Origin of the sequence: Roseateles sp. (assembly GCF_047654785.1) — a bacterium.
Taxonomy (GTDB): domain Bacteria; phylum Pseudomonadota; class Gammaproteobacteria; order Burkholderiales; family Burkholderiaceae_C; genus Pelomonas.
Window position 1 is genome coordinate 1,707,704 of record NZ_JASGKQ010000003.1, and the last position, 16,975, is coordinate 1,724,678.

At 74.7% G+C, this 16,975-nt stretch carries 15 protein-coding genes; 7 read left to right on the forward strand and 8 right to left on the reverse strand.

The window, feature by feature from the left end; genetic code table 11:
• Positions 1–46: 46 nt before the first annotated feature.
• The 4 genes from ettA to QM788_RS16880 all read right to left on the reverse strand — a co-directional run bounded on the left by ettA (position 47) and on the right by QM788_RS16880 (position 4,065).
• On the reverse strand, positions 47–1,711 hold the full coding sequence (ettA, locus tag QM788_RS16865) for an energy-dependent translational throttle protein EttA (protein ID WP_415662611.1): 1,665 nt from the start codon (positions 1,709–1,711) through the stop codon (positions 47–49).
• Positions 1,712–1,805: 94 nt separating this feature from the next.
• Positions 1,806–2,315: an OmpA family protein gene (locus QM788_RS16870; protein WP_415662612.1), complete on the reverse strand. Its 510-nt coding sequence runs from the start codon at positions 2,313–2,315 to the stop codon at positions 1,806–1,808.
• Positions 2,312–3,535 (reverse strand): diguanylate cyclase, encoded by a 1,224-nt coding sequence (locus QM788_RS16875; RefSeq protein ID WP_415662613.1) that lies wholly within the window; start codon positions 3,533–3,535, stop codon positions 2,312–2,314. Before QM788_RS16875 ends, QM788_RS16870 begins: the two co-directional genes overlap by 4 nt.
• Positions 3,532–4,065, reverse strand: a complete 534-nt coding sequence (locus QM788_RS16880) for a YfiR family protein (protein WP_415662614.1) — start codon at positions 4,063–4,065, stop codon at positions 3,532–3,534. Before QM788_RS16880 ends, QM788_RS16875 begins: the two co-directional genes overlap by 4 nt.
• 249 nt (positions 4,066–4,314) lie before the next feature.
• Here QM788_RS16880 and QM788_RS16885 point away from each other — a divergent pair, with 249 nt between their 5' ends.
• From QM788_RS16885 to mnmC, 7 genes are all read left to right on the forward strand, one after another.
• The gene (locus tag QM788_RS16885) at positions 4,315–5,787 is read left to right on the forward strand and encodes a DEAD/DEAH box helicase (protein ID WP_415662615.1); all 1,473 of its coding nucleotides are present in this window, start codon (positions 4,315–4,317) and stop codon (positions 5,785–5,787) included.
• 85 nt (positions 5,788–5,872) lie between these two features.
• A complete protein-coding gene (locus QM788_RS16890) occupies positions 5,873–7,654 on the forward strand; it encodes a DUF3482 domain-containing protein (protein WP_415662616.1) in 1,782 nt (593 codons plus the stop codon).
• Positions 7,655–7,755: 101 nt separating this feature from the next.
• The gene (locus QM788_RS16895) at positions 7,756–9,126 is read left to right on the forward strand and encodes an MBL fold metallo-hydrolase RNA specificity domain-containing protein (RefSeq protein WP_415662617.1); all 1,371 of its coding nucleotides are present in this window, start codon (positions 7,756–7,758) and stop codon (positions 9,124–9,126) included.
• Positions 9,126–10,412 (forward strand): MgtC/SapB family protein, encoded by a 1,287-nt coding sequence (locus tag QM788_RS16900; RefSeq protein WP_415662618.1) that lies wholly within the window; start codon positions 9,126–9,128, stop codon positions 10,410–10,412. The genes QM788_RS16895 and QM788_RS16900 overlap by 1 nt, the downstream gene beginning before the upstream one ends.
• 61 nt (positions 10,413–10,473) lie before the next feature.
• On the forward strand, positions 10,474–10,743 hold the full coding sequence (locus QM788_RS16905; protein ID WP_415662619.1) for a type II toxin-antitoxin system Phd/YefM family antitoxin: 270 nt from the start codon (positions 10,474–10,476) through the stop codon (positions 10,741–10,743).
• Positions 10,740–11,066 carry a type II toxin-antitoxin system RelE/ParE family toxin gene (locus QM788_RS16910; protein ID WP_415662620.1) on the forward strand — a complete coding sequence of 109 codons (327 nt, stop codon included), beginning with the start codon at positions 10,740–10,742 and terminating at the stop codon, positions 11,064–11,066. Before QM788_RS16905 ends, QM788_RS16910 begins: the two co-directional genes overlap by 4 nt.
• Positions 11,067–11,068: 2 nt before the next feature.
• Positions 11,069–12,955 (forward strand): FAD-dependent 5-carboxymethylaminomethyl-2-thiouridine(34) oxidoreductase MnmC, encoded by a 1,887-nt coding sequence (gene mnmC, locus QM788_RS16915; protein ID WP_415662621.1) that lies wholly within the window; start codon positions 11,069–11,071, stop codon positions 12,953–12,955.
• On the opposite strand, the gene rpiA is transcribed toward mnmC, so the two are convergent.
• The 4 genes from rpiA to QM788_RS16935 are packed head-to-tail and all read right to left on the reverse strand — an operon-like array spanning position 12,952 to position 16,749.
• The gene (gene rpiA, locus QM788_RS16920) at positions 12,952–13,611 is read right to left on the reverse strand and encodes a ribose-5-phosphate isomerase RpiA (protein ID WP_415662622.1); all 660 of its coding nucleotides are present in this window, start codon (positions 13,609–13,611) and stop codon (positions 12,952–12,954) included. The genes mnmC and rpiA overlap by 4 nt on opposite strands.
• A 59-nt stretch (positions 13,612–13,670) precedes the next feature.
• Positions 13,671–15,437 (reverse strand): glycoside hydrolase family 16 protein, encoded by a 1,767-nt coding sequence (locus QM788_RS16925; protein WP_415662623.1) that lies wholly within the window; start codon positions 15,435–15,437, stop codon positions 13,671–13,673.
• 5 nt (positions 15,438–15,442) lie between these two features.
• Positions 15,443–16,057 carry a PEP-CTERM sorting domain-containing protein gene (locus tag QM788_RS16930; RefSeq protein WP_415662624.1) on the reverse strand — a complete coding sequence of 205 codons (615 nt, stop codon included), beginning with the start codon at positions 16,055–16,057 and terminating at the stop codon, positions 15,443–15,445.
• Positions 16,058–16,077: 20 nt separating this feature from the next.
• Positions 16,078–16,749 (reverse strand): PEP-CTERM sorting domain-containing protein, encoded by a 672-nt coding sequence (locus tag QM788_RS16935; protein ID WP_415662625.1) that lies wholly within the window; start codon positions 16,747–16,749, stop codon positions 16,078–16,080.
• Between the last annotated feature and the right edge of the window lie 226 nt (positions 16,750–16,975).

Here is a 16,975-nt window from a genome sequence, read left to right on the forward strand (position 1 = left end):
GAGCGGTCGTTGGGGACGGGGTAAAGAACTGTGTCCCGTCGTCGCCTTACTTGATCGGCTTGAAGCGCATGCGCTTGGGCCGCGCGCCCTCCTCGCCCAGGCGCTTCTTCTTGTCGGCCTCGTACTCGTGGAAGTTGCCGTCGTAGAAGAACCACTGCGAGTCACCCTCGCAGGCCAGGATGTGGGTGCAGATGCGGTCCAGGAACCAGCGGTCGTGGCTGATGACCATGGCCGAGCCGGCGAACTCCAGCAGCGCCTCTTCCAGCGCGCGCAGGGTTTCGACGTCGAGGTCGTTGGACGGTTCGTCCAACATCAGCACGTTGCCGCCCTGGGCCAGCGTCTTGGCCAGGTGCAGGCGGCCGCGCTCGCCGCCGGACAGCGAGCCCACCAGCTTCTGCTGGTCGTTGCCCTTGAAGTTGAAGCGGCCGAGGTAGGCGCGGCTGGGCATCACGAACTTGCCGACCGTGATGTTGTCCAGGCCGCCGGAGACGTCCTCCCAGACGGTCTTGTCGGCCTCCAGGCTGGCGCGGCTCTGGTCCACGAAGGCCAGCTTGGCGGTCTTGCCGATCTTGACGTTGCCGCTGTCCGGCTGCTCCACGCCCTGCAGCATGCGGAACAGCGTCGACTTGCCGGCGCCGTTCGGGCCGATGATGCCGACGATGGCGCCGGCCGGCACCTTGAAGCTCAGGTTGTCGATCAGCACGCGGTCGCCGAAGCTCTTGCTGACGTTCTCGAACTCGATGACCTCATTGCCCAGGCGCTCCGCGACGGGGATGAAGATCTCGTTCGTCACGTTGCGCTGCTGGTACTCGACGTCGCTCAGCTCCTCGAAGCGGGCCAGGCGCGCCTTGCTCTTGGCCTGGCGACCCTTGGCGTTGGAGCGCACCCACTTCAGCTCTTCCTTCATCGCCTTGGCGCGGGCGTCCTCGCTCTTCTGCTCCTGCTCCAGGCGGCGTTCCTTCTGGTCCAGCCAGTCGGAGTAGTTGCCCTTCCACGGGATGCCGTGGCCGCGGTCCAGCTCCAGGATCCACTCGGCGGCGTTGTCGAGGAAGTAGCGGTCGTGGGTGATCGCGACGACGGTGCCCGGGAAGCGCTGCAGGAACTGCTCCAGCCATTCCACCGACTCGGCGTCCAGGTGGTTGGTGGGCTCGTCCAGCAGCAGCATGTCGGGCTTGGACAGCAGCAGCCGGCACAGCGCGACGCGGCGCTTCTCGCCGCCGGACAGCACGCCGATGACGGCGTCCCAGGGCGGCAGGTTCAGCGCGTCGGCGGCGAGTTCCAGCTGCAGGTCGGTGTTCTCGGAACCGGCGGCGGCGATGATGGCCTCCAGCTCGCCCTGCTCGGCGGCCAGCGCGTCGAAGTCGGCGTCCGGCTCGGCGTAGGCGGCATAGACCTCGTCCAGCCGCTTCTTCGCGGCCAGCACGCCGCCGATGCCCTCCTCCACCGCCTCGCGCACGGTCTGCTCGGGGTTGAGCTTGGGCTCCTGCTCCAGGTAGCCGATCTTGATGCCGGGCATCGGCACGGCCTCGCCCTCGTACTCCTTGTCCACGCCGGCCATGATCTTCAGCAGCGTGGACTTGCCGGAGCCGTTCACGCCCAGCACGCCGATCTTGGCGCCGGGGAAGAAGCTCAGCGAGATGTCCTTGAGGATGTGGCGCTTGGGGGGAACCGTCTTGTTGACGCGGTTCATCGAGAAGACGTACTGGGCCATGGTGCGCGGGGAGTTGAAGTCGTTCAGAAAGGCGAGTGCGGACCCGGTCCAGGGGACCGGGTCCGCACAGCGGCCGGCATTGTCGCAGAGCTCGCTAGAAGGCTGGCGCGATCAGCACGACGCGGCGGTTCTGGGCCCGGCCGGCCTCGGTCGCGTTGTCGGCGATCGGCTTGGCGCTGCCGAAGCCCTGCGTGGGCAGGTGCTCGGGCGACAGCCCCGCGCCGGCCAGCACGTGTGCGACGACGCCGGCCCGGCGCTCGGACAGGCGGCGGTTGTACTCGGCGTCGCCGACGTTGTCCGTGTGGCCCTCGATACGCAGGCCGCGCACGCCCACCTCGGCCAGCGCGCGGCCGACCCGGGCGAGCTGCTCGCGCTGCGCCGGCTTGAGCTGCTCGGCGTTGAAGTCGAACAGCAGGCTGGTGGCGAGGTTCAGCGACCAGGCGTCCTCCCCCGTGGACACGAAGCCCAGCGCGCGGAAGGCCTGCACCTGGGCCGGCGTCCAGGGCGCCGGCTCGGCGGCCGGCAGCGGCGGCATCTGCCGGCAGGCGCCCAGGGCCAGCAGGGCCAGGGCGGGAAACAGCAAACGTCGGCGGAAAGTCTTCATGGTGTCGGGGCGCGCTTGCGCCGGTACATCGCATCGTCGGCGGCGCGCAGCAGAGCCTCCGCGCTGTCGCCATGTTCGGGGTAGACGGCCACGCCCACGCTGACGCCGGGCGTCACGCTGAGCACCGCCGCGCCGTCCAGCGGCACCGGCGCGGCCACCGCCTGCTCGATCTGCAGCGCCATGCGGCGCGCGTCGTCGGCGTGGCGCAGCGGCTGCACGAGCACGACGAACTCGTCGCCGCCCAGGCGGGCCACCAGGTCGTGCTCGCGCACCGCCGCGGACAGGCGCTGCGCCACCGCCACCAGCACCCGGTCGCCGACCTCGTGGCCATGCTCGTCGTTGATGCGCTTGAAGCCGTCCGCGTCGATGAACAGCAGCCCCAGCCCGGCGCCGCCGCCGCGGGCACGCTCGACCGCATCGCGCAGGCACTGCCGGAAATGGGTGCGGCTGGCCACGCCGGTCAGCGCGTCCTGGCGGGCCTGCTGCGCCAGGCTGTCGTGCGCGGACTGCAGCTCCGCGTGGCGGCCCAGCAGCTCCGCCTCGCGCGCCTGCACCTCGTCCAGCAGCGCATTGAAGTCGTCCGCCAGCGCCGCGATCTCGCGCACCCCGCCGCCATGGGCGCGCCGGCCGAAGGCGCGCTGGGCGTGGATCGCGCGCGACTGCGCCGCCAGCTCGCGCAGCGGCGCCTCCAGCCGCGACGTCAGCCGGCGCGCCGCGCGCAGCGCCACCAGGCCGCTCAGCGCCATGCCGGCCAGCACGACGGCCAGCGCCCCGGCGAGCGCGCGCATCAGCGGCGCGCCGTCGCCGCGCAGCTCCACCCGCCCCAGCCGGCGCCCCTGGGAGCGCACCTCGGCGCCGGCCTGCAGCGGCAGCAGCGTCTCCACCCAGCCCTCCAGCAGCGGCGCGCGCCCGCCGCGCTCGCGCGCCGCCAGCTCCGCCCCGTCCTCCAGCACGATGCGCGCGCCGGCCAGCTGCTCGCGCTCGGCCACCTCGGCCAGCAACTCGCCGGCCGCGCCCGCGTCGCGGAACACGACGGCGGCCTCGCCGGAATAGGCGATCGCGCGCGCCACCAGGTCCAGGCTGCGCAGCTGCGAGCCCCGCAGCGACATCAGCATGCCCACCGTCAGCACCGCGCCCACCGCCAGCAGCGTCACCCACGCGACGCGCAACTGGCCCCGGCGCAACAGCGCCGCCAGCGTCGGCAGCTCCGCACCGCTCATGAGCGCCCCGCCCCGCGCGGCCGCGCCAGCCGCAGCACCTGCGGGTTCACGCGCAGCCCGCTGCGCGCCACCGCGTCCAGGTTGACCTCGAAGCGCTGCCCGGCCGCGCCGGTCGCCAGGCAGAACAGCCCGCCGTCGCTGCAGAACTCGTGGCCGCGGCCGATGCTCAGCACCGGCCGCCCGGCCAGCCCGCGCAGCACCTCGCGCTGAGCCTGCGGCTCCCAGCCCTCGAAATAGACGATGTCGCAGCCCGCGGCCGGCGCGGCATCCGCGTCGATGCTGCGGCCCTGCAGCGGCCAGCGCACGCGGGGGCCGCCCGCCAGCGCCAGGATCGCCCCCGCCTCGGCCGCCGTGCGGCTGACGCACAGCGTCAGGCTGCGGTCGGCCGCCCCGGGCCACACCGTGTAGCCGAGGATCGCGGCGACCAGCTCGGGCGTGTCCAGGCCGCTTTCCGCCTGGGCGAGCTGGCGCGCCGCCTCGCCCGCCAGCGCCGGGCGCGCGAAGCAGGCCAGCGACAGCAGGCAGGTCAACAGGAAACGGCGGGAATACATGCGCAAGGAAAACGCCGCCAGCAGGCGCGGCGGTGCGAGTGTACGGACCCCGCGCGGGTGGGCCGGCTACAATGCTCCCCGACGCCGCGCCCTCAGTCTTGCGCGGCGTTTCATTTTTCAGCAGCCCCGCACGCGGCCTGGCTCGCCCGAAGACTGGTGCCCGCCTCCCCGGCGGCACGGCGAGCCCCGGTGATTTTCTCGGCGTGCCCTCCCCTTTTCTAGGATTCGATGAGTTTCGACACCCTGGGCCTGGCAGCGCCGCTGCTCAAGGCCATCGCCGACGCCGGCTACACCACCCCCACCCCCATCCAGGCCCAGGCCATTCCCGCCGTGCTGAAGGGCGGCGACCTGATGGCCGGCGCCCAGACCGGCACCGGCAAGACCGCCGGCTTCACGCTGCCGATGCTGCACCGGCTGCAGGCCGGCCAGCGCACGCTGGACAAGCGCGGCCGACCGGCCATCCGCGCGCTGGTGCTGACGCCCACCCGCGAGCTGGCCGCGCAGGTCGAGGAAAGCGTGCAGACCTACGGCAAATACCTGCCGCAGCTCAAGAGCATGGTCATGTTCGGCGGCGTCGGCATGCAGCCGCAGGTCAACAAGTTGCGTGACGGCGTGGACATCCTCGTCGCCACGCCCGGCCGCCTGCTGGACCACGCGGGCCTGGGCAACCTGGACCTCTCCAAGGTCGAGATCCTGGTGCTGGACGAAGCCGACCGCATGCTGGACATGGGCTTCATCCACGACATCAAGAAGGTGCTGGCGCTGCTGCCGGCGCAGAAGCAGTCGCTGCTGTTCAGCGCCACCTTCAGCGACGACATCAAGGCCCTGGCCGACCGGCTGCTGAACCAGCCGGCCCTCATCGAGGTGGCCCGCCGCAACCAGACCAACGACCAGATCGCGCAGAAGGTCCACCCGGTGGGCCGCGAGCGCAAGAAGGAGCTGCTGGTCCACCTGATCAAGGGCGGCGACTGGCACCAGGTGCTGGTGTTCACGCGCATGAAGCACGGCGCCAACCGGCTGACCGACTACCTGAACGACAACGGCATCAGCGCGATGGCCATCCACGGCAACAAGAGCCAGGGCGCGCGCACCAAGGCGCTGGCGGACTTCAAGTCCGGCGAGCTGACCTGCCTGGTCGCCACCGACATCGCCGCCCGCGGCATCGACATCGACCAACTGCCCCACGTCGTCAACTTCGAGCTGCCCAACGTGCCGGAGGACTACGTCCACCGCATCGGCCGCACCGGCCGGGCCGGCGCGCAGGGCGAGGCGGTCAGCCTGGTCTGCGTGGACGAGAACGGCTTCCTGCGCGACATCGAGAAGCTGATCAAGCGCGAGATCCCGAAGGAGATCGTGCCCGGCTTCGCGCCCGACCCGAACGAGCGCGCCGAGCCCATCGTGCTGGGCCGCACCGTGCTCAACCCGAACGGCAGCCGGGGCCGCAACCCCAACCCGCCGCAGCACGCCGGCCGCGGCGGCCGGCCCGGTGGTGGCGGTGGCGGTGGCGGTGGCGGCGGCGGTGGCCGTGGCGGCCCGCGTGAAGGCGGCCGCGCCGGCGGCGGGGGTGGCGGCGGCAAGCCCCAGGCCCACACCGGCCACGGCGGCGCCCGCACCGCGCCCAAGCCGCAGGGCCAGCCCGGCCGCGACGGCGGCACGCCCCGCCACAACAACGGCCCGCGCCTGACCCAGCCCAAGCGCTGAGCACGCACCCGCCCGCGCCTCGCGGCCTGTCCCTCGCGGGGCAGGCCGTTTTTTCTGGGCGGCACACCCCTAGACTCGCTCGCGCATGCAAGACGCCCCGCACGCCCGCCCCTTCGCCGCCGCCGAGCCCGACGCGCGGCGCGTGGCGCTGCTCGACTGGGCCGAGTCCAGCGGGCTGGAGGCGCTGTGGTCCACCGACGACGCGCGCTGGGCCACGCAGCAGGCGCGCGCCGAGGCGCCGGCCGACTTCCGCCTGGCGCGCGCCCGCCATGCCGCGCGGCGCCTGGGCGAGCGCGACGAGCGGCTCGCGGCGCTGCTCGAACGGCGCCTGTGGTCGGGCGCCTGGCCGGTGGCCGCCGGCCTGCTGGGCCTGGCCCTCGGTCTGGCGATGGACCGGCTGGGCGGCCGCCAGCTCAACCTGCTGGCGCTGCCGCTGTGGGGGGTGCTGGCGCTGCAGCTGCTGGGCTACGGGCTGCTCGCGGCCTGGGCGGCCTGGCAGGGCCTCGGCCCGCGCGGCGGCGACCGCAGCCCGGCGCTGTGGCGCTGGCTGCTGGCGCGCCGGGTGCGCGGGCGCGCCGCAGCCGCGCTGGCGCACTGGTGGCGGCTGAGCGCGCCGCTGCAGGGCGCGCGCGCCGCGCTGCTGTGGCACGCCGGCCTGCTCGGCCTGAGCCTGGGCCTGGTCGCCGGGCTCTACCTGCGCGCCGTCAGCCATGAATTCCTGATCGGCTGGGAAAGCACCTACCTGGACGCCGCGTCCGTGCAGCGCTTCGCCGACACGCTGCTGGCGCCCGCGTCCTGGCTCACCGGCCGCGCGGTGCCCGACGTCACGCCGCTGCGCCACGGCGCGCTGCAGCCAGCCACCGCCCGGGCGGCCGACTGGCTGCACCTGCTGGCCGCCACCGTCGCCCTGGTCGCGCTGCCGCGGCTGCTGCTCGCGCTCGCCGCCGGCCTGCGCGGCCGGCGCCTGGCGCGCGCGCTGCCGCTGGCGACCCGCAGCGGCAGCGCCTGCGACCTGCGCCTGCTGGTGCTGGACCCGCAGCGGCTGTGGGCCGGCCGGCTGCTGGGCGAGCCGGGCGAGCGCCTCGACAGCCCCGAAGGCGACCGGCTGTGGGTCACGGTCGGGGACGCCGCCCCCGGCGCGCCGCCCGCGTCCTGGCCCGAGCGGGCCTGGCGCCGGCTGGCCGGCGCGCCGGCCCCGGCCTTCGACGCCAGCCTGACGGCCGCCGCCCCGCTGCCCGCGGGCTGGCCGGCCGAGCGGCGCCAGCTGCGCGCGCTCGGCGCGCGCTGGCCCGCCGCGCTGCAGCCGGCCTGGCAGCGCCTGCTGCGCGCCTGGGAGGCACCGCTGCGCGAGCACGAGGCACTGGCCCAGCAGGCCATGGCGCGCGCGCTGGCGCCGCTGGGCGAGCCGCTGCCCGCCGTGCCGGCCGGCCCCGCCCTGCCCCACAAGGCGCGCAACACCGTGCTCGGCGGTGCGCTCAGCGGCGCGGCCACCGGCCTGGGCGCGGACCTGGCCAGCGGCGGCCTGTCGCTCGGGGCCGGTGCGCTGGTCGGCGCCGTGGTGGGCGGCATGGCCGGCGCGGGCCTGACGGAATGGACCGCCCGGCGCCGCGAGCAGCGCAGCGCCAGTGCCGATGCCGCGCTCGCCGAGGCCGCGCCGCGGCGCGCCGCCGAGCTGCTGGGCGAATGGCAGTTGCAGCGCGGCCTGGCGCTGGACCCGGCCCGCGTGCGGGCCGCGGCGGACGCGCAGGACTGGGTCGCCGCCTTCCACGGCGAGCCGGCCCAGCGGCCCGCCCGGCTGCAGGCGCTGCTGGCGGCCTGCTGCGAAACGCTGCTGGCCGAGGCCGACGCGCAGGCCGGCGATGCCTGAACCCACCGCCTCGCGGCCGGCACGCGCCCGCTTGCGCTGGCTCAAGCACACCCGGCCGTGAAGATGCTGGAATCGGCCGCCTCGCCTTCCCTGGAAACCGCATGAAGCTCACCTTCCTCGGCGCCGCCGACACCGTCACCGGCTCGCGCCACCTGCTGACGCTCGGCGAGCAGCGCCTGCTGCTGGATGCCGGCCTGTTCCAGGGCTACAAGGCGCTGCGCGAACGCAACTGGATGGCGCTCGGCGCGCCCGCCACGCAGCTCGACGCCGTGCTGCTGTCCCACGCCCACCTGGACCACTGCGGCTACCTGCCCGCGCTGCGCCGCCAGGGCTTCAAGGGCCCGATCTACGCGACCGCGGCCACGCGCGACTTGTGCGAGGTGCTGCTGCGCGACAGCGCCCACCTGCAGGAGGAAGACGCCCGCCGCGCCAACCGGGACGGCTCCAGCCGCCACGACAAGGCCCTGCCGCTGTACGGCGTGCGCGAGGCCGAGGCCACGCTCGGGCAGTTCGCCGCGCTGCCGCGCGACGGCCGCCTCACGCTGGGCGGTACCGAAGTGCGCTTCACGCCGTCCGGCCACCTGCTGGGCGCCGCGTCCATCCACGTGCGCCACGGCGGCCGCTCGCTGCTGTTCTCCGGCGACCTGGGCCGCGCCGGCGACCTGCTGATGCCCACGCCGCAGGTGCCGCCGGCGGCCGACGTGGTGCTGGTCGAGTCCACCTACGGCAACCGCCTGCACCCGCCCGAGGACGCGCAAGCCCGGCTCGCGCAGATCCTGCGCACCACGTTCAAGCGCGGCGGCTCGGTGCTGCTGCCCAGCTTCGCCGTCGGCCGCGCGCAGTCGCTGCTGCTGGTGCTGCAGCGGCTGCGCCGTGCCGGCGAGCTGCCGCTGGAGGTGCCGATCTGGCTGGACAGCCCGATGGCCGAGCAGGCCACCGAGCTGACCCTCAAGCACGCCCGGCTGCTGCGCATCTCCGCCAGCGAGGCCCGCGGCCTGACCGACCGCGTGCGCTACGTCACCAAGCAGGCGCAGAGCCTCAAGCTCGCCGCCAGCCTGGCCGCGCCGCGCGCCCGGCCCGCCGTGGTCATCTCGGCCAGCGGCATGGCCACCGGCGGCCGCGTGCTGAACTACCTGGAGACGCTGGCGCCGCAGCCGCAGCACCACATCGCCTTCCCCGGCTTCCAGGCCGGCGGCACGCGCGGCGCGCGCATGGTGGCGGGCGAGCGCGAGGTCAAGATCCGCGGCCGCTGGGTGCCGGTCAACGCCGAGATCAGCCACCTCGACGGCTTCTCCGGCCATGCCGACGCCCACGGCCTGCTGCAGTGGCTGCGCGCGCTGCCGCGCCCGCCGGAGCAGGTCTACGTCGTCCACGGCGAGCCCGCCGCCGCCGATGCGCTGCGCGTGCGCATCCAGGACGAACTCGGCTGGCCGGTGCGCGTGCCGCAGCACGGCGAGACGGTCGGCTGGTGATGGCCCTGCCGGACCAGGCCTTCGGCGTCCCGGGCGAGCTGCTCTTCGGCCTGGCCGCCGCGCTCGGCAGCGGGCTGCTGATCGGGCTGGAGCGCGAGCGCCACAAGCAGCGCGGCCCGCACCGCGAGCCGGCCGGCCTGCGCACCTTCACGCTGGCCGCGCTGGGCGGCGCGCTGGCCCAGGCGCTGGACCTGCCGGGGCTGGTGCCGGTGGGCGCGCTGGCGGTCACGGCGCTGGTCGCGCTGGCCTATGTGCGCAGCCGCGACCCCGGCCTGACGACCGAGATCTCGCTGCTGGTGACCTACCTGATCGGCGCGCTGTGCGTCACCGCGCCGCTGCTGGGCTCGCCGGCCGCCGTCGTCGTGACCGCGCTGCTGGCCGCGCGCACGCGGCTGCACCGCTTCGCCACCCAGGTGCTGCGCGAGGAGGAGCTGCACGACGGCCTGCTGCTCGGCGCGCTGGCGCTGGTGGTGCTGCCGCTGATGCCGCAGCAGCCGCTGCCCTGGCTGGCCGGCATGAAGGCGAATTCGCTGCTGGGGCTGATGCTGTTGCTGCTGGCGCTGCAGGCCGTGGGCCACGTCGCGCTGCGGGCCGCCGGCCCGCAGGCGGGGCTGGCGCTGTCGGGCCTGCTGTCGGGGCTGGTGTCCAGCACGGCCACCATCGCGGCCCTGGGCGCGCGCGCCCGCCGCGAGCCCGGCATCGCGCTCGCCTGCGCGGCGGGCGCCGTGCTGTCCACCTGCGCGACCTGGCTGTTGGCCCAGGCCATGCTGTTCGCGATGGCGCCCGACGCGGCGCTGGCGCTGCTGCCGATCAGCCTGCTCGGCGTGGCGCTGTGCGGCAGCCTCGGGCTGCTGCTGGCGCGGCGCTCCCGGCGCACCGAACAGGCGGGCGCCGCGGCGGCCGGCGCCAGCGACCGGCGCGGCCCGCTGCGGCTGCGCGAGGCGCTGCTGCTGGCGCTGATCCTGAGCGCGGTGGCCGTGGCGGTGAGCTGGGCGCGCGCGCACTTCGGCGACGGCGGCCTCTACGGCGCCGTCGCGCTGGCCGCCTTCGCCGACGTGCATGCCCCGATCGCGTCGCTGGCCGGCCTGCAGGCGGCCGGCAGCATCGGCATCCACCAGGCCCTGTTCGGCCTGCTGCTGGCCTTCGCCTGCAACAGCGGCACGCGCGCGCTCACGGCCGTCGCGGCGGGCGGCTGGCGCTTCGCGCGCTTCGTGATCCCGGCACTGGGGCTGCCGCTGTTGCTGGGCGGCGGATGGGTCGCCTGGCTGGCCTCCGGCGCTGGATGATTCAATTTCCGGACCGTATTTGGACTATATTCAGTCCAGAATCAATTCCACCCGCACCGCCATGCTCTCCGCCCAAGTCAAACCCATCAGCTACCTGAAGAGCCACGCGGCCAGCATCGCCAACGACATCGCCGACTCCGGCGAGCCCCTGCTCATCACCCAGAACGGCGAGGCGCGGCTGATCGTCATGGACGTGCATGCCTACGAGAGCCAGCAGGAAACCCTCGCCCTGCTGAAGCTGCTGGCCCTGGGCCAGCAGGACATCGACGCGGGCCGCTTCCGCGACGCCGACGCGGTGTTCGCCGACCTGGAACGGGACGACAGCGCGTGAGGCTGGTCTTCCTGCCCGGCGCGGAGCAGGACCTGCGCGACATCCGCCGCTACGTCGTCGGCAAATTCGGCCCGCTGGCCTGGCAGGACACACTGGCCCGGCTGCGCACCTCGTCCGACACGCTCAAGGCCTTCCCGCTCTCGGGCGCCGTGCCCGACGAACTCGCCGACCTCGGCAGCGACCGCTACCGCCAGATCGTCTCGGGCAAGAACCGGCTCATCTACGAGCCGGCCGCTGGCATCGTCTACGTCCACATCGTCTGCGACGTGCGCCGCGATCTGCGCGGGCTGCTCGCGCGGCGCCTGCTGCGCGTGGCCCGCTGAGCATGAAATCCCCCGCCGTCACGCCCGCCGAGGTCGATTTCTCCGACCCCGCCGCGCCGTCCGCGCCGGCCTTCGGCGACGTCTACCACGCGCGCGCCGGCGCGCTGGCGCAGGCCCGGCACGTGTTCATCGCCGGCAGCGGCCTGCCCGGGCGCTGGCAGGGGCGGCGCCGCTTCGTCGTGCTGGAGACGGGCTTCGGCCTGGGCAACAACTTCCTGGCCACCTGGGACGCCTGGCGGCAGGATCCGGCGCGCTGCGAGCGGCTGGTGTTCGTCAGCGTCGAAAAGCATCCGCTGCGCCGCGAGGACCTGGCCCGCGCGCACGCGGCCAGCCCGCTGCCCGACCTGGCCGCCCGGCTCGTCGAGCGCTGGCCGCCGCTGACCGCCGGGCTGCACGCGCTGGACTTCGACGGCGGCCGCGTCACGCTGCTGCTGGGCCTGGGCGACGCCCGCGAGCTGGCGCGGCAGTTGGTGCTGCCGGCGGACGCGCTCTACCTGGACGGCTTCGCGCCGCTGCGCAACCCGGACCTGTGGGACGAGTGGCTGCTGAAAAGCCTGGCCCGCCACGCCGTGCCCGGCACGACGGCGGCGACCTGGAGCATCAACCGGCCGATGCGCCGCGTGCTGGCGGCGGCCGGCTTCGACGTGCGGCTGGCACCGGGCTTCGCCAACAAGCCGGAGATGACGGCCGCCCGCTTCGCGCCGCGCCACCTGCCGCCGCCCCCGCCGGGCCGCGCGCCGCTGGCGCCGGACGCGCGGCACGCCGTCATCGTCGGCGCCGGGCTCGCGGGCGCCGCCTGCGCGCTGGCGCTGGCGCGCGAGGGCGTGGCCTGCACCGTCGTCGAGGCGCTGCCCGGCCCGGCCCAGGCCAGCTCCGGCAACCCGGCCGGCCTGTTCCACGGCACCGTGAACCCCGACGACGGCCCGCATGCGCGCTTCAACCGCGCGGCCGCGCTGGCCACGCAAGCGCTGCTGCGCGAGCTGGGCCTGCCGCACCAGCACGGCCTGCTGCGGCTCGAAACCCGGATGCCGCCGGACGCCATGGCCGGCGCGGCCGGCTACGTGGCGCCGTTGCCGGCCGCCGAGGCCGCCCGGCGCGCCGGCACCGCGCTGCCCTGCCCTGCCTGGCACTACCCGGGCGGCGGCGCGCTGGACCCGCCCGCCTATGTACGCGCGATGCTGGCCGCCAGCGGCGCCACGCTACGGCCGCACACCGCCGTCGCCGCGCTGCGCCGTGGGGCGGACGGCTGGCAGCTGCTGGACGGCGGCGGCGCCGTCATCGCGCAGGCGCCGCTGGTCGTGCTGGCCGGCGGGCACGCGGCGCTGCCGCTGCTGGCGGGCCTGGACGTGCCGCTGGCCGCGGAGCTGGCCGTCCAGCGCGGCCAGCTCACCCACCTCGCGGACGCGCCCTGGTGCCCGGCCCTGCCCGTCGCGGGCGAGGGCTACGCCATCGCCGACGGCCGGGGCGGCGTGTGGTGCGGCGCGACCGCGCAGGACGGCGACCCGGACACCGCGCTGCGCGAGGCCGACCAGGCGCACAACCTCGCGCGCTACGCCCGGCTGGCCGGGTGGGGCGGCCCGCTGCCGCCGGCACCGCTGGCCGGCCGCGTCGCGTTCCGGCTGGTCGCGCCCGACCGGTTGCCGCTGATCGGCGGGCTGGCCGCGCCCGGCGAGCCCGCCGGCCAGCTGCGGCTGCAGCCGCGCCTGGCGGGGTTGGCCGTCTGCACCGGGTTCGCGTCGCGCGGCATCACCTGGGCCGCGCTCGCCGGCCGGCTGGTGGCCGCGCTGGCGCTGGGCGCGCCCCGGCCGCTGGAGGCGGGGCTGCTGGACGCGGTGGACCCGCTGCGCTTCGCGCTGCGGCGGGCGCGGCGCCCGGGCGGCGGCGCCTAGAAGCGCAGGGTCCGCACGCCGTCCGCGCCGCCCAGCAGGCAGACCTGCGCCTTGTGGCGCGCGAACACGCCGACCGTGACGACGCCGGGCCACTGGTTCACTTCGGCCTCGAAGGCCAGCGGGTCGGCGATGGCCAGGCCGGTCACGTCGAGCAGCTGGCCGCCGTTGTCGGTGACGACGCCGGCCCGCAGTCGGGCCGTGCCGCCCAGCGCGGCGAAGCGGCGCGTGAGCTGCGCGGCGGCCATCGGGATGATCTCCACCGGCAGCGGGAAGGCGCCCAGCGTCGTGACGAGCTTGGAGGCGTCGGCGATGCAGACGAACCGCTCGGCCAGGTCGGCGACGATCTTCTCGCGCGTCAGCGCCGCGCCGCCGCCCTTGACCATGAAGCCGCGGCCGTCGATCTCGTCGGCGCCGTCGATGTAGACGGCCAGGCGCCGCACCTCGCCCGCGTCCAGCACGGGGATGCCGTGCTGCTTCAGCCGCTGCGTGGAGCGCTCGGAGCTGGACACGGCGCCGGGGATGGCGATGCCGCTGGCCGCCAGCGCGTCGATGAAGCAGTCCACCGTGGAGCCGGTGCCGACGCCGAGGATCTCGCCGGGCACCACGTGGTCGAGCGCGGCGCGGCCGACGAGTTGTTTGAGCTGGTCTTGGTTCATGGCGGCCGATTTTCGCGGATCGGGCGGCAGGAGCAGCCGCCGGATCCGCGCGCCGCCGGCTACCGGATGACGAGGGTCCTGGCCGCCGAGTCGTCCGCCACCCGGCGCCGGGCGTCCCAGGCCGTGAAGCGGTACTCGACGACGTCGCCCCGCTTCAGGCCGCCGGCCGTGTAGCGGCTGGCCGTGCCGTCCTGGCGCATGCGCACCCGCTGCGTGTCGCCGCCGTTGACGCTGTAGTGCACATCCACCCAGCCGCTGGCCGTGGCGGCGAACTCCAGCGTCGTCGCGCCGGTCTGCGTGGCGCCGGACGCGCCGCTGCCGGCGGCGGCCCGGGCGGCGACGGCCAGCCGCGGCGTGCCGGCCGTGCCCGACTCCCAGACGATGTCGTCGAAGGCCATCTGGAACGGCGCGGCGGGGTTGGCGCCGTCGACGCTGAGGAACTCGAACAGCGAGTTCATCGACTGCAGCGCGACCAGCGGCCCGGCGATCTCGGCCACGGGGATGGTCGCCGTGCCCCATTCGCCGTTGCGCACCAGGCCGTAGGCGGTGGTGTTGGCGGGGAAGGTGACCCAGCCGTGGTTGGTGTAGTTGTCGAGGATGCCGATCTTGAACGCGAGGTCGGCGGGCGCCTTGATCTTGAGCTTGATGTGGCCGCCGCGGAAGCCGCTCATGTCGTGCGCCTGGCGCGACTGGATGGCGCCACCGAACCACTGGCCCGGCGCGAAGTAGTTCAGCGCCAGCACGTTGGCCCCTTCGAACGGCGGCAGGCTGCCGCCGCTCATCGCGCCGGTGTTCCAGATGAAGAAATCCGCGGACGCGCCGAGCGCCTGGCCGTTGTCGACCGGCGTCTCGTCGGTGAACACGCCGAAGCTGCCGGCCTCGGGCGTGATGCCCACGCCGAGCTTGACCTCGCCCAGGCCGTCCAGCTCGTAGACGCGCACATAGTCCACGTACATGGTCGCGGGCAGCAGCACGGTGACCTGCGCGGGCGTGGCGGCGGGGGTGAACGTGCCGCCGACGGCCATGTTCATCAGCAGGTAGAACGGCTGCTGCAGCGCGGGCGAGCCGACCGTGGAGATGGGCGCCTTGTACATGTCCAGCTCGCGGCCGTTGTCGACCAGCGTGAAGCGCATCTGCGTGTCGGTCCAGTACAGGCGGTACAGCACGAAGCGGTTGGCCAGCGAGCGCGAGGGCGTGGCCCAGTTCTTGGTCTGCCAGGCGGTGGACGCGGCGCAGCTCTCGTTGCCGGGTACGCAGGCCGCTTCGTTGAACGTGATGACGTTGGCGCCAACGAACTGGTCCGGCGAGATCGGCGGCAGGCCGGCCGGCTGGCGGCCGCCCTGCTCCATGATGTCGATCTCGCCCTTGCGCGGCCAGGCCTGCGGGCTGGTGCCCAGCATCCACAGCGCCGGCCACAGGCCCACGCCGACCGACGGCGTGGCCGCGCGGATTTCGATCATCCCGTACTTGACCTGCACCTTGCCGGCCGAGTCGATCTTGCCGGACGTGAACTGGTTGCTGCCGACGACCTCGCGCCGGGCCGTGATCGCCAGCGCCCGCGTGCCGGGTTCGAAGGGCACGTTGGCGATGCCGAGGTTGCCGGGGCGGTAGGTCTCCAGCTCCTGGTTGCCGTAGCCGCACAGGCCGATCTGGCAGCCGTTGCCGTCGTAGCTGGACCAGAGCGCGCCGTCGAGGCCGGCGCCGTTGAACTCCTCGGACCACAGCAGCCGGCCGATGACGGGGCTGGTGACGCTGGCGTGCGCGGCGGCGCCGGCCAGCAGCGCGGCGCCGAGGGCGGCGGCGCGCAGCAGGGATTGACGGTTCATGGCATTCATCCTTGCGGTTGTTGCTGGCGGCGCACGCGGGCGCCGGCCACGACGAGGGCGCCCAGCGCCATCAGGCCCCAGGTGGACGGCTCGGGCACGGCGCTGGTGACCGTGATGCGCGTGGCCGGCGCGCCGATGAAGCCGGTGTCCACCGCCTGCCAGGCGCCGGACGACGAGAAGGCCCAGGCGGCGCCGGGCGTGTCGGTGCCGCTCTGCCACTGGCCGGCGAAGCCGGCGTCGGCCTGCGTCAGCAGCCAGTAGCTGCCGGCGGCCAGCGTCCAGCCGGCGGGCGCCAGCGGCGTGTTGGCCCAGGGGTCGCTCAGGTGGGTGCTGTAGAGCCAGGCGCCGGCCGTGGGCACGCTGCCGATGCGGGCCAGGATGCCGACGGTGATGCCGCCCACGCCGTCGATGGACGTGAGGATGGACTCGATGGTGGCGGCGCTGGCGATGTCGAAGGCGATGGCCAGGTCCTGGCCCGGCATCAGCTGGGAGGGCCAGCCGTCGGTCGCGTCGCCGGGGCCGTAGGTGTCGATGACGACGGTGCCGGTGGCGCCGGCCTGCGCGGCCAGGCCGCAGAGCAACAACGCGGCGGCGGTCTGGGACAGGGAAGGGATCTGCATGGCTTGTCTCCTCGGGGGGCTCAGGCGTGGCGGCGACGGCCGCGGGCGCAGGCGCCGACGGCGGCCAGGCCGGCCGCCAGCAGCGCGAAGCTGCCGGGCTCCGGCACGGGGGCGGCGGCCAGCGCGAACTGCACGTCGTCGATGACGACGGCGTTGGCGCGGCCATCCAGCAGCGGCCCGACGGCGGTGTTGATCTCCAGGAACACCGAGGTGGTGCCGGCCGGGATGGCGGCGCCCTGGAAGCTGATCTGCGTCCAGGCGCCGGCGTCCAGCTGGCCCTGGAAGAACTGGTTGCCGCTGCTCCACAGGCTGCCGCCGGCGCCCATGTAGCTCAGCGCGAACATGATGTTGCCGGTGGGGCTGACGTCGCCCTTGGCCCAGAAGCTCAGCACCGGCGTGTCGCCGACGTTGGCGGCCGTCAGCGGCGCCAGGCCGCCGTGGGCGAAGGAGTCCTGGAACAGCGTGGACGCGCCGAAGCCGCCGGGCACGCTCAGCAGCGCCGCGTGCGCGCCCGTGTGGGCGTCGCCGGACAGCACCACCGGGTTGCCCGTGGGCGCGGTGCGCCAGCCGGCGGCCAGGTCGCCGCCGGGCGTCTCGAAGCCGCCGTTGGCCAGGCCGTTGGCGGTGGCCGCGCCGGCGGCGCCGGCCAGGCAGAGCGCGGCCAAGGCCGCCTGGGTCTTCAGATTCAACATGTCGTCTCCTGGTTCTGATGGGATGGATCCCGAACGAGGCGACGGCACACTGCCGCCGGCCGCCCGTCCGCACACATTGAAAGCGCTTTCTGAAAGCGCTTTCAATGGCGAACGCGACCATAGGACCGAGGCGGCGGGGCTGTCAATGCGGCCTGCCCCGGGGGCGGCCGCGAACGTCGCGTCCGGCGGACGGGCAGGGTCGGCCCGGATGCGCCGCCGGGCGGCG

Excerpts from the sequence above, each read along its gene's own strand:
- QM788_RS16885 (WP_415662615.1), top strand. The coding sequence starts at position 4,315 with ATGAGTTTCGACACCCTGGGCCTGGCAGCGCCGCTGCTCAAGGCCATC.
- QM788_RS16875 (WP_415662613.1), bottom strand. The coding sequence starts at position 3,535 with ATGAGCGGTGCGGAGCTGCCGACGCTGGCGGCGCTGTTGCGCCGGGGC.
- mnmC (WP_415662621.1), top strand. The coding sequence starts at position 11,069 with ATGAAATCCCCCGCCGTCACGCCCGCCGAGGTCGATTTCTCCGACCCC.
- ettA (WP_415662611.1), bottom strand. The coding sequence starts at position 1,711 with ATGGCCCAGTACGTCTTCTCGATGAACCGCGTCAACAAGACGGTTCCC.
- QM788_RS16925 (WP_415662623.1), bottom strand. The coding sequence starts at position 15,437 with ATGAACCGTCAATCCCTGCTGCGCGCCGCCGCCCTCGGCGCCGCGCTG.
- QM788_RS16900 (WP_415662618.1), top strand. The coding sequence starts at position 9,126 with ATGGCCCTGCCGGACCAGGCCTTCGGCGTCCCGGGCGAGCTGCTCTTC.
- QM788_RS16895 (WP_415662617.1), top strand. The coding sequence starts at position 7,756 with ATGAAGCTCACCTTCCTCGGCGCCGCCGACACCGTCACCGGCTCGCGC.
- QM788_RS16935 (WP_415662625.1), bottom strand. The coding sequence starts at position 16,749 with ATGTTGAATCTGAAGACCCAGGCGGCCTTGGCCGCGCTCTGCCTGGCC.
- QM788_RS16890 (WP_415662616.1), top strand. The coding sequence starts at position 5,873 with ATGCAAGACGCCCCGCACGCCCGCCCCTTCGCCGCCGCCGAGCCCGAC.
- QM788_RS16905 (WP_415662619.1), top strand. The coding sequence starts at position 10,474 with ATGCTCTCCGCCCAAGTCAAACCCATCAGCTACCTGAAGAGCCACGCG.
- QM788_RS16930 (WP_415662624.1), bottom strand. The coding sequence starts at position 16,057 with ATGCAGATCCCTTCCCTGTCCCAGACCGCCGCCGCGTTGTTGCTCTGC.
- rpiA (WP_415662622.1), bottom strand. The coding sequence starts at position 13,611 with ATGAACCAAGACCAGCTCAAACAACTCGTCGGCCGCGCCGCGCTCGAC.
- QM788_RS16870 (WP_415662612.1), bottom strand. The coding sequence starts at position 2,315 with ATGAAGACTTTCCGCCGACGTTTGCTGTTTCCCGCCCTGGCCCTGCTG.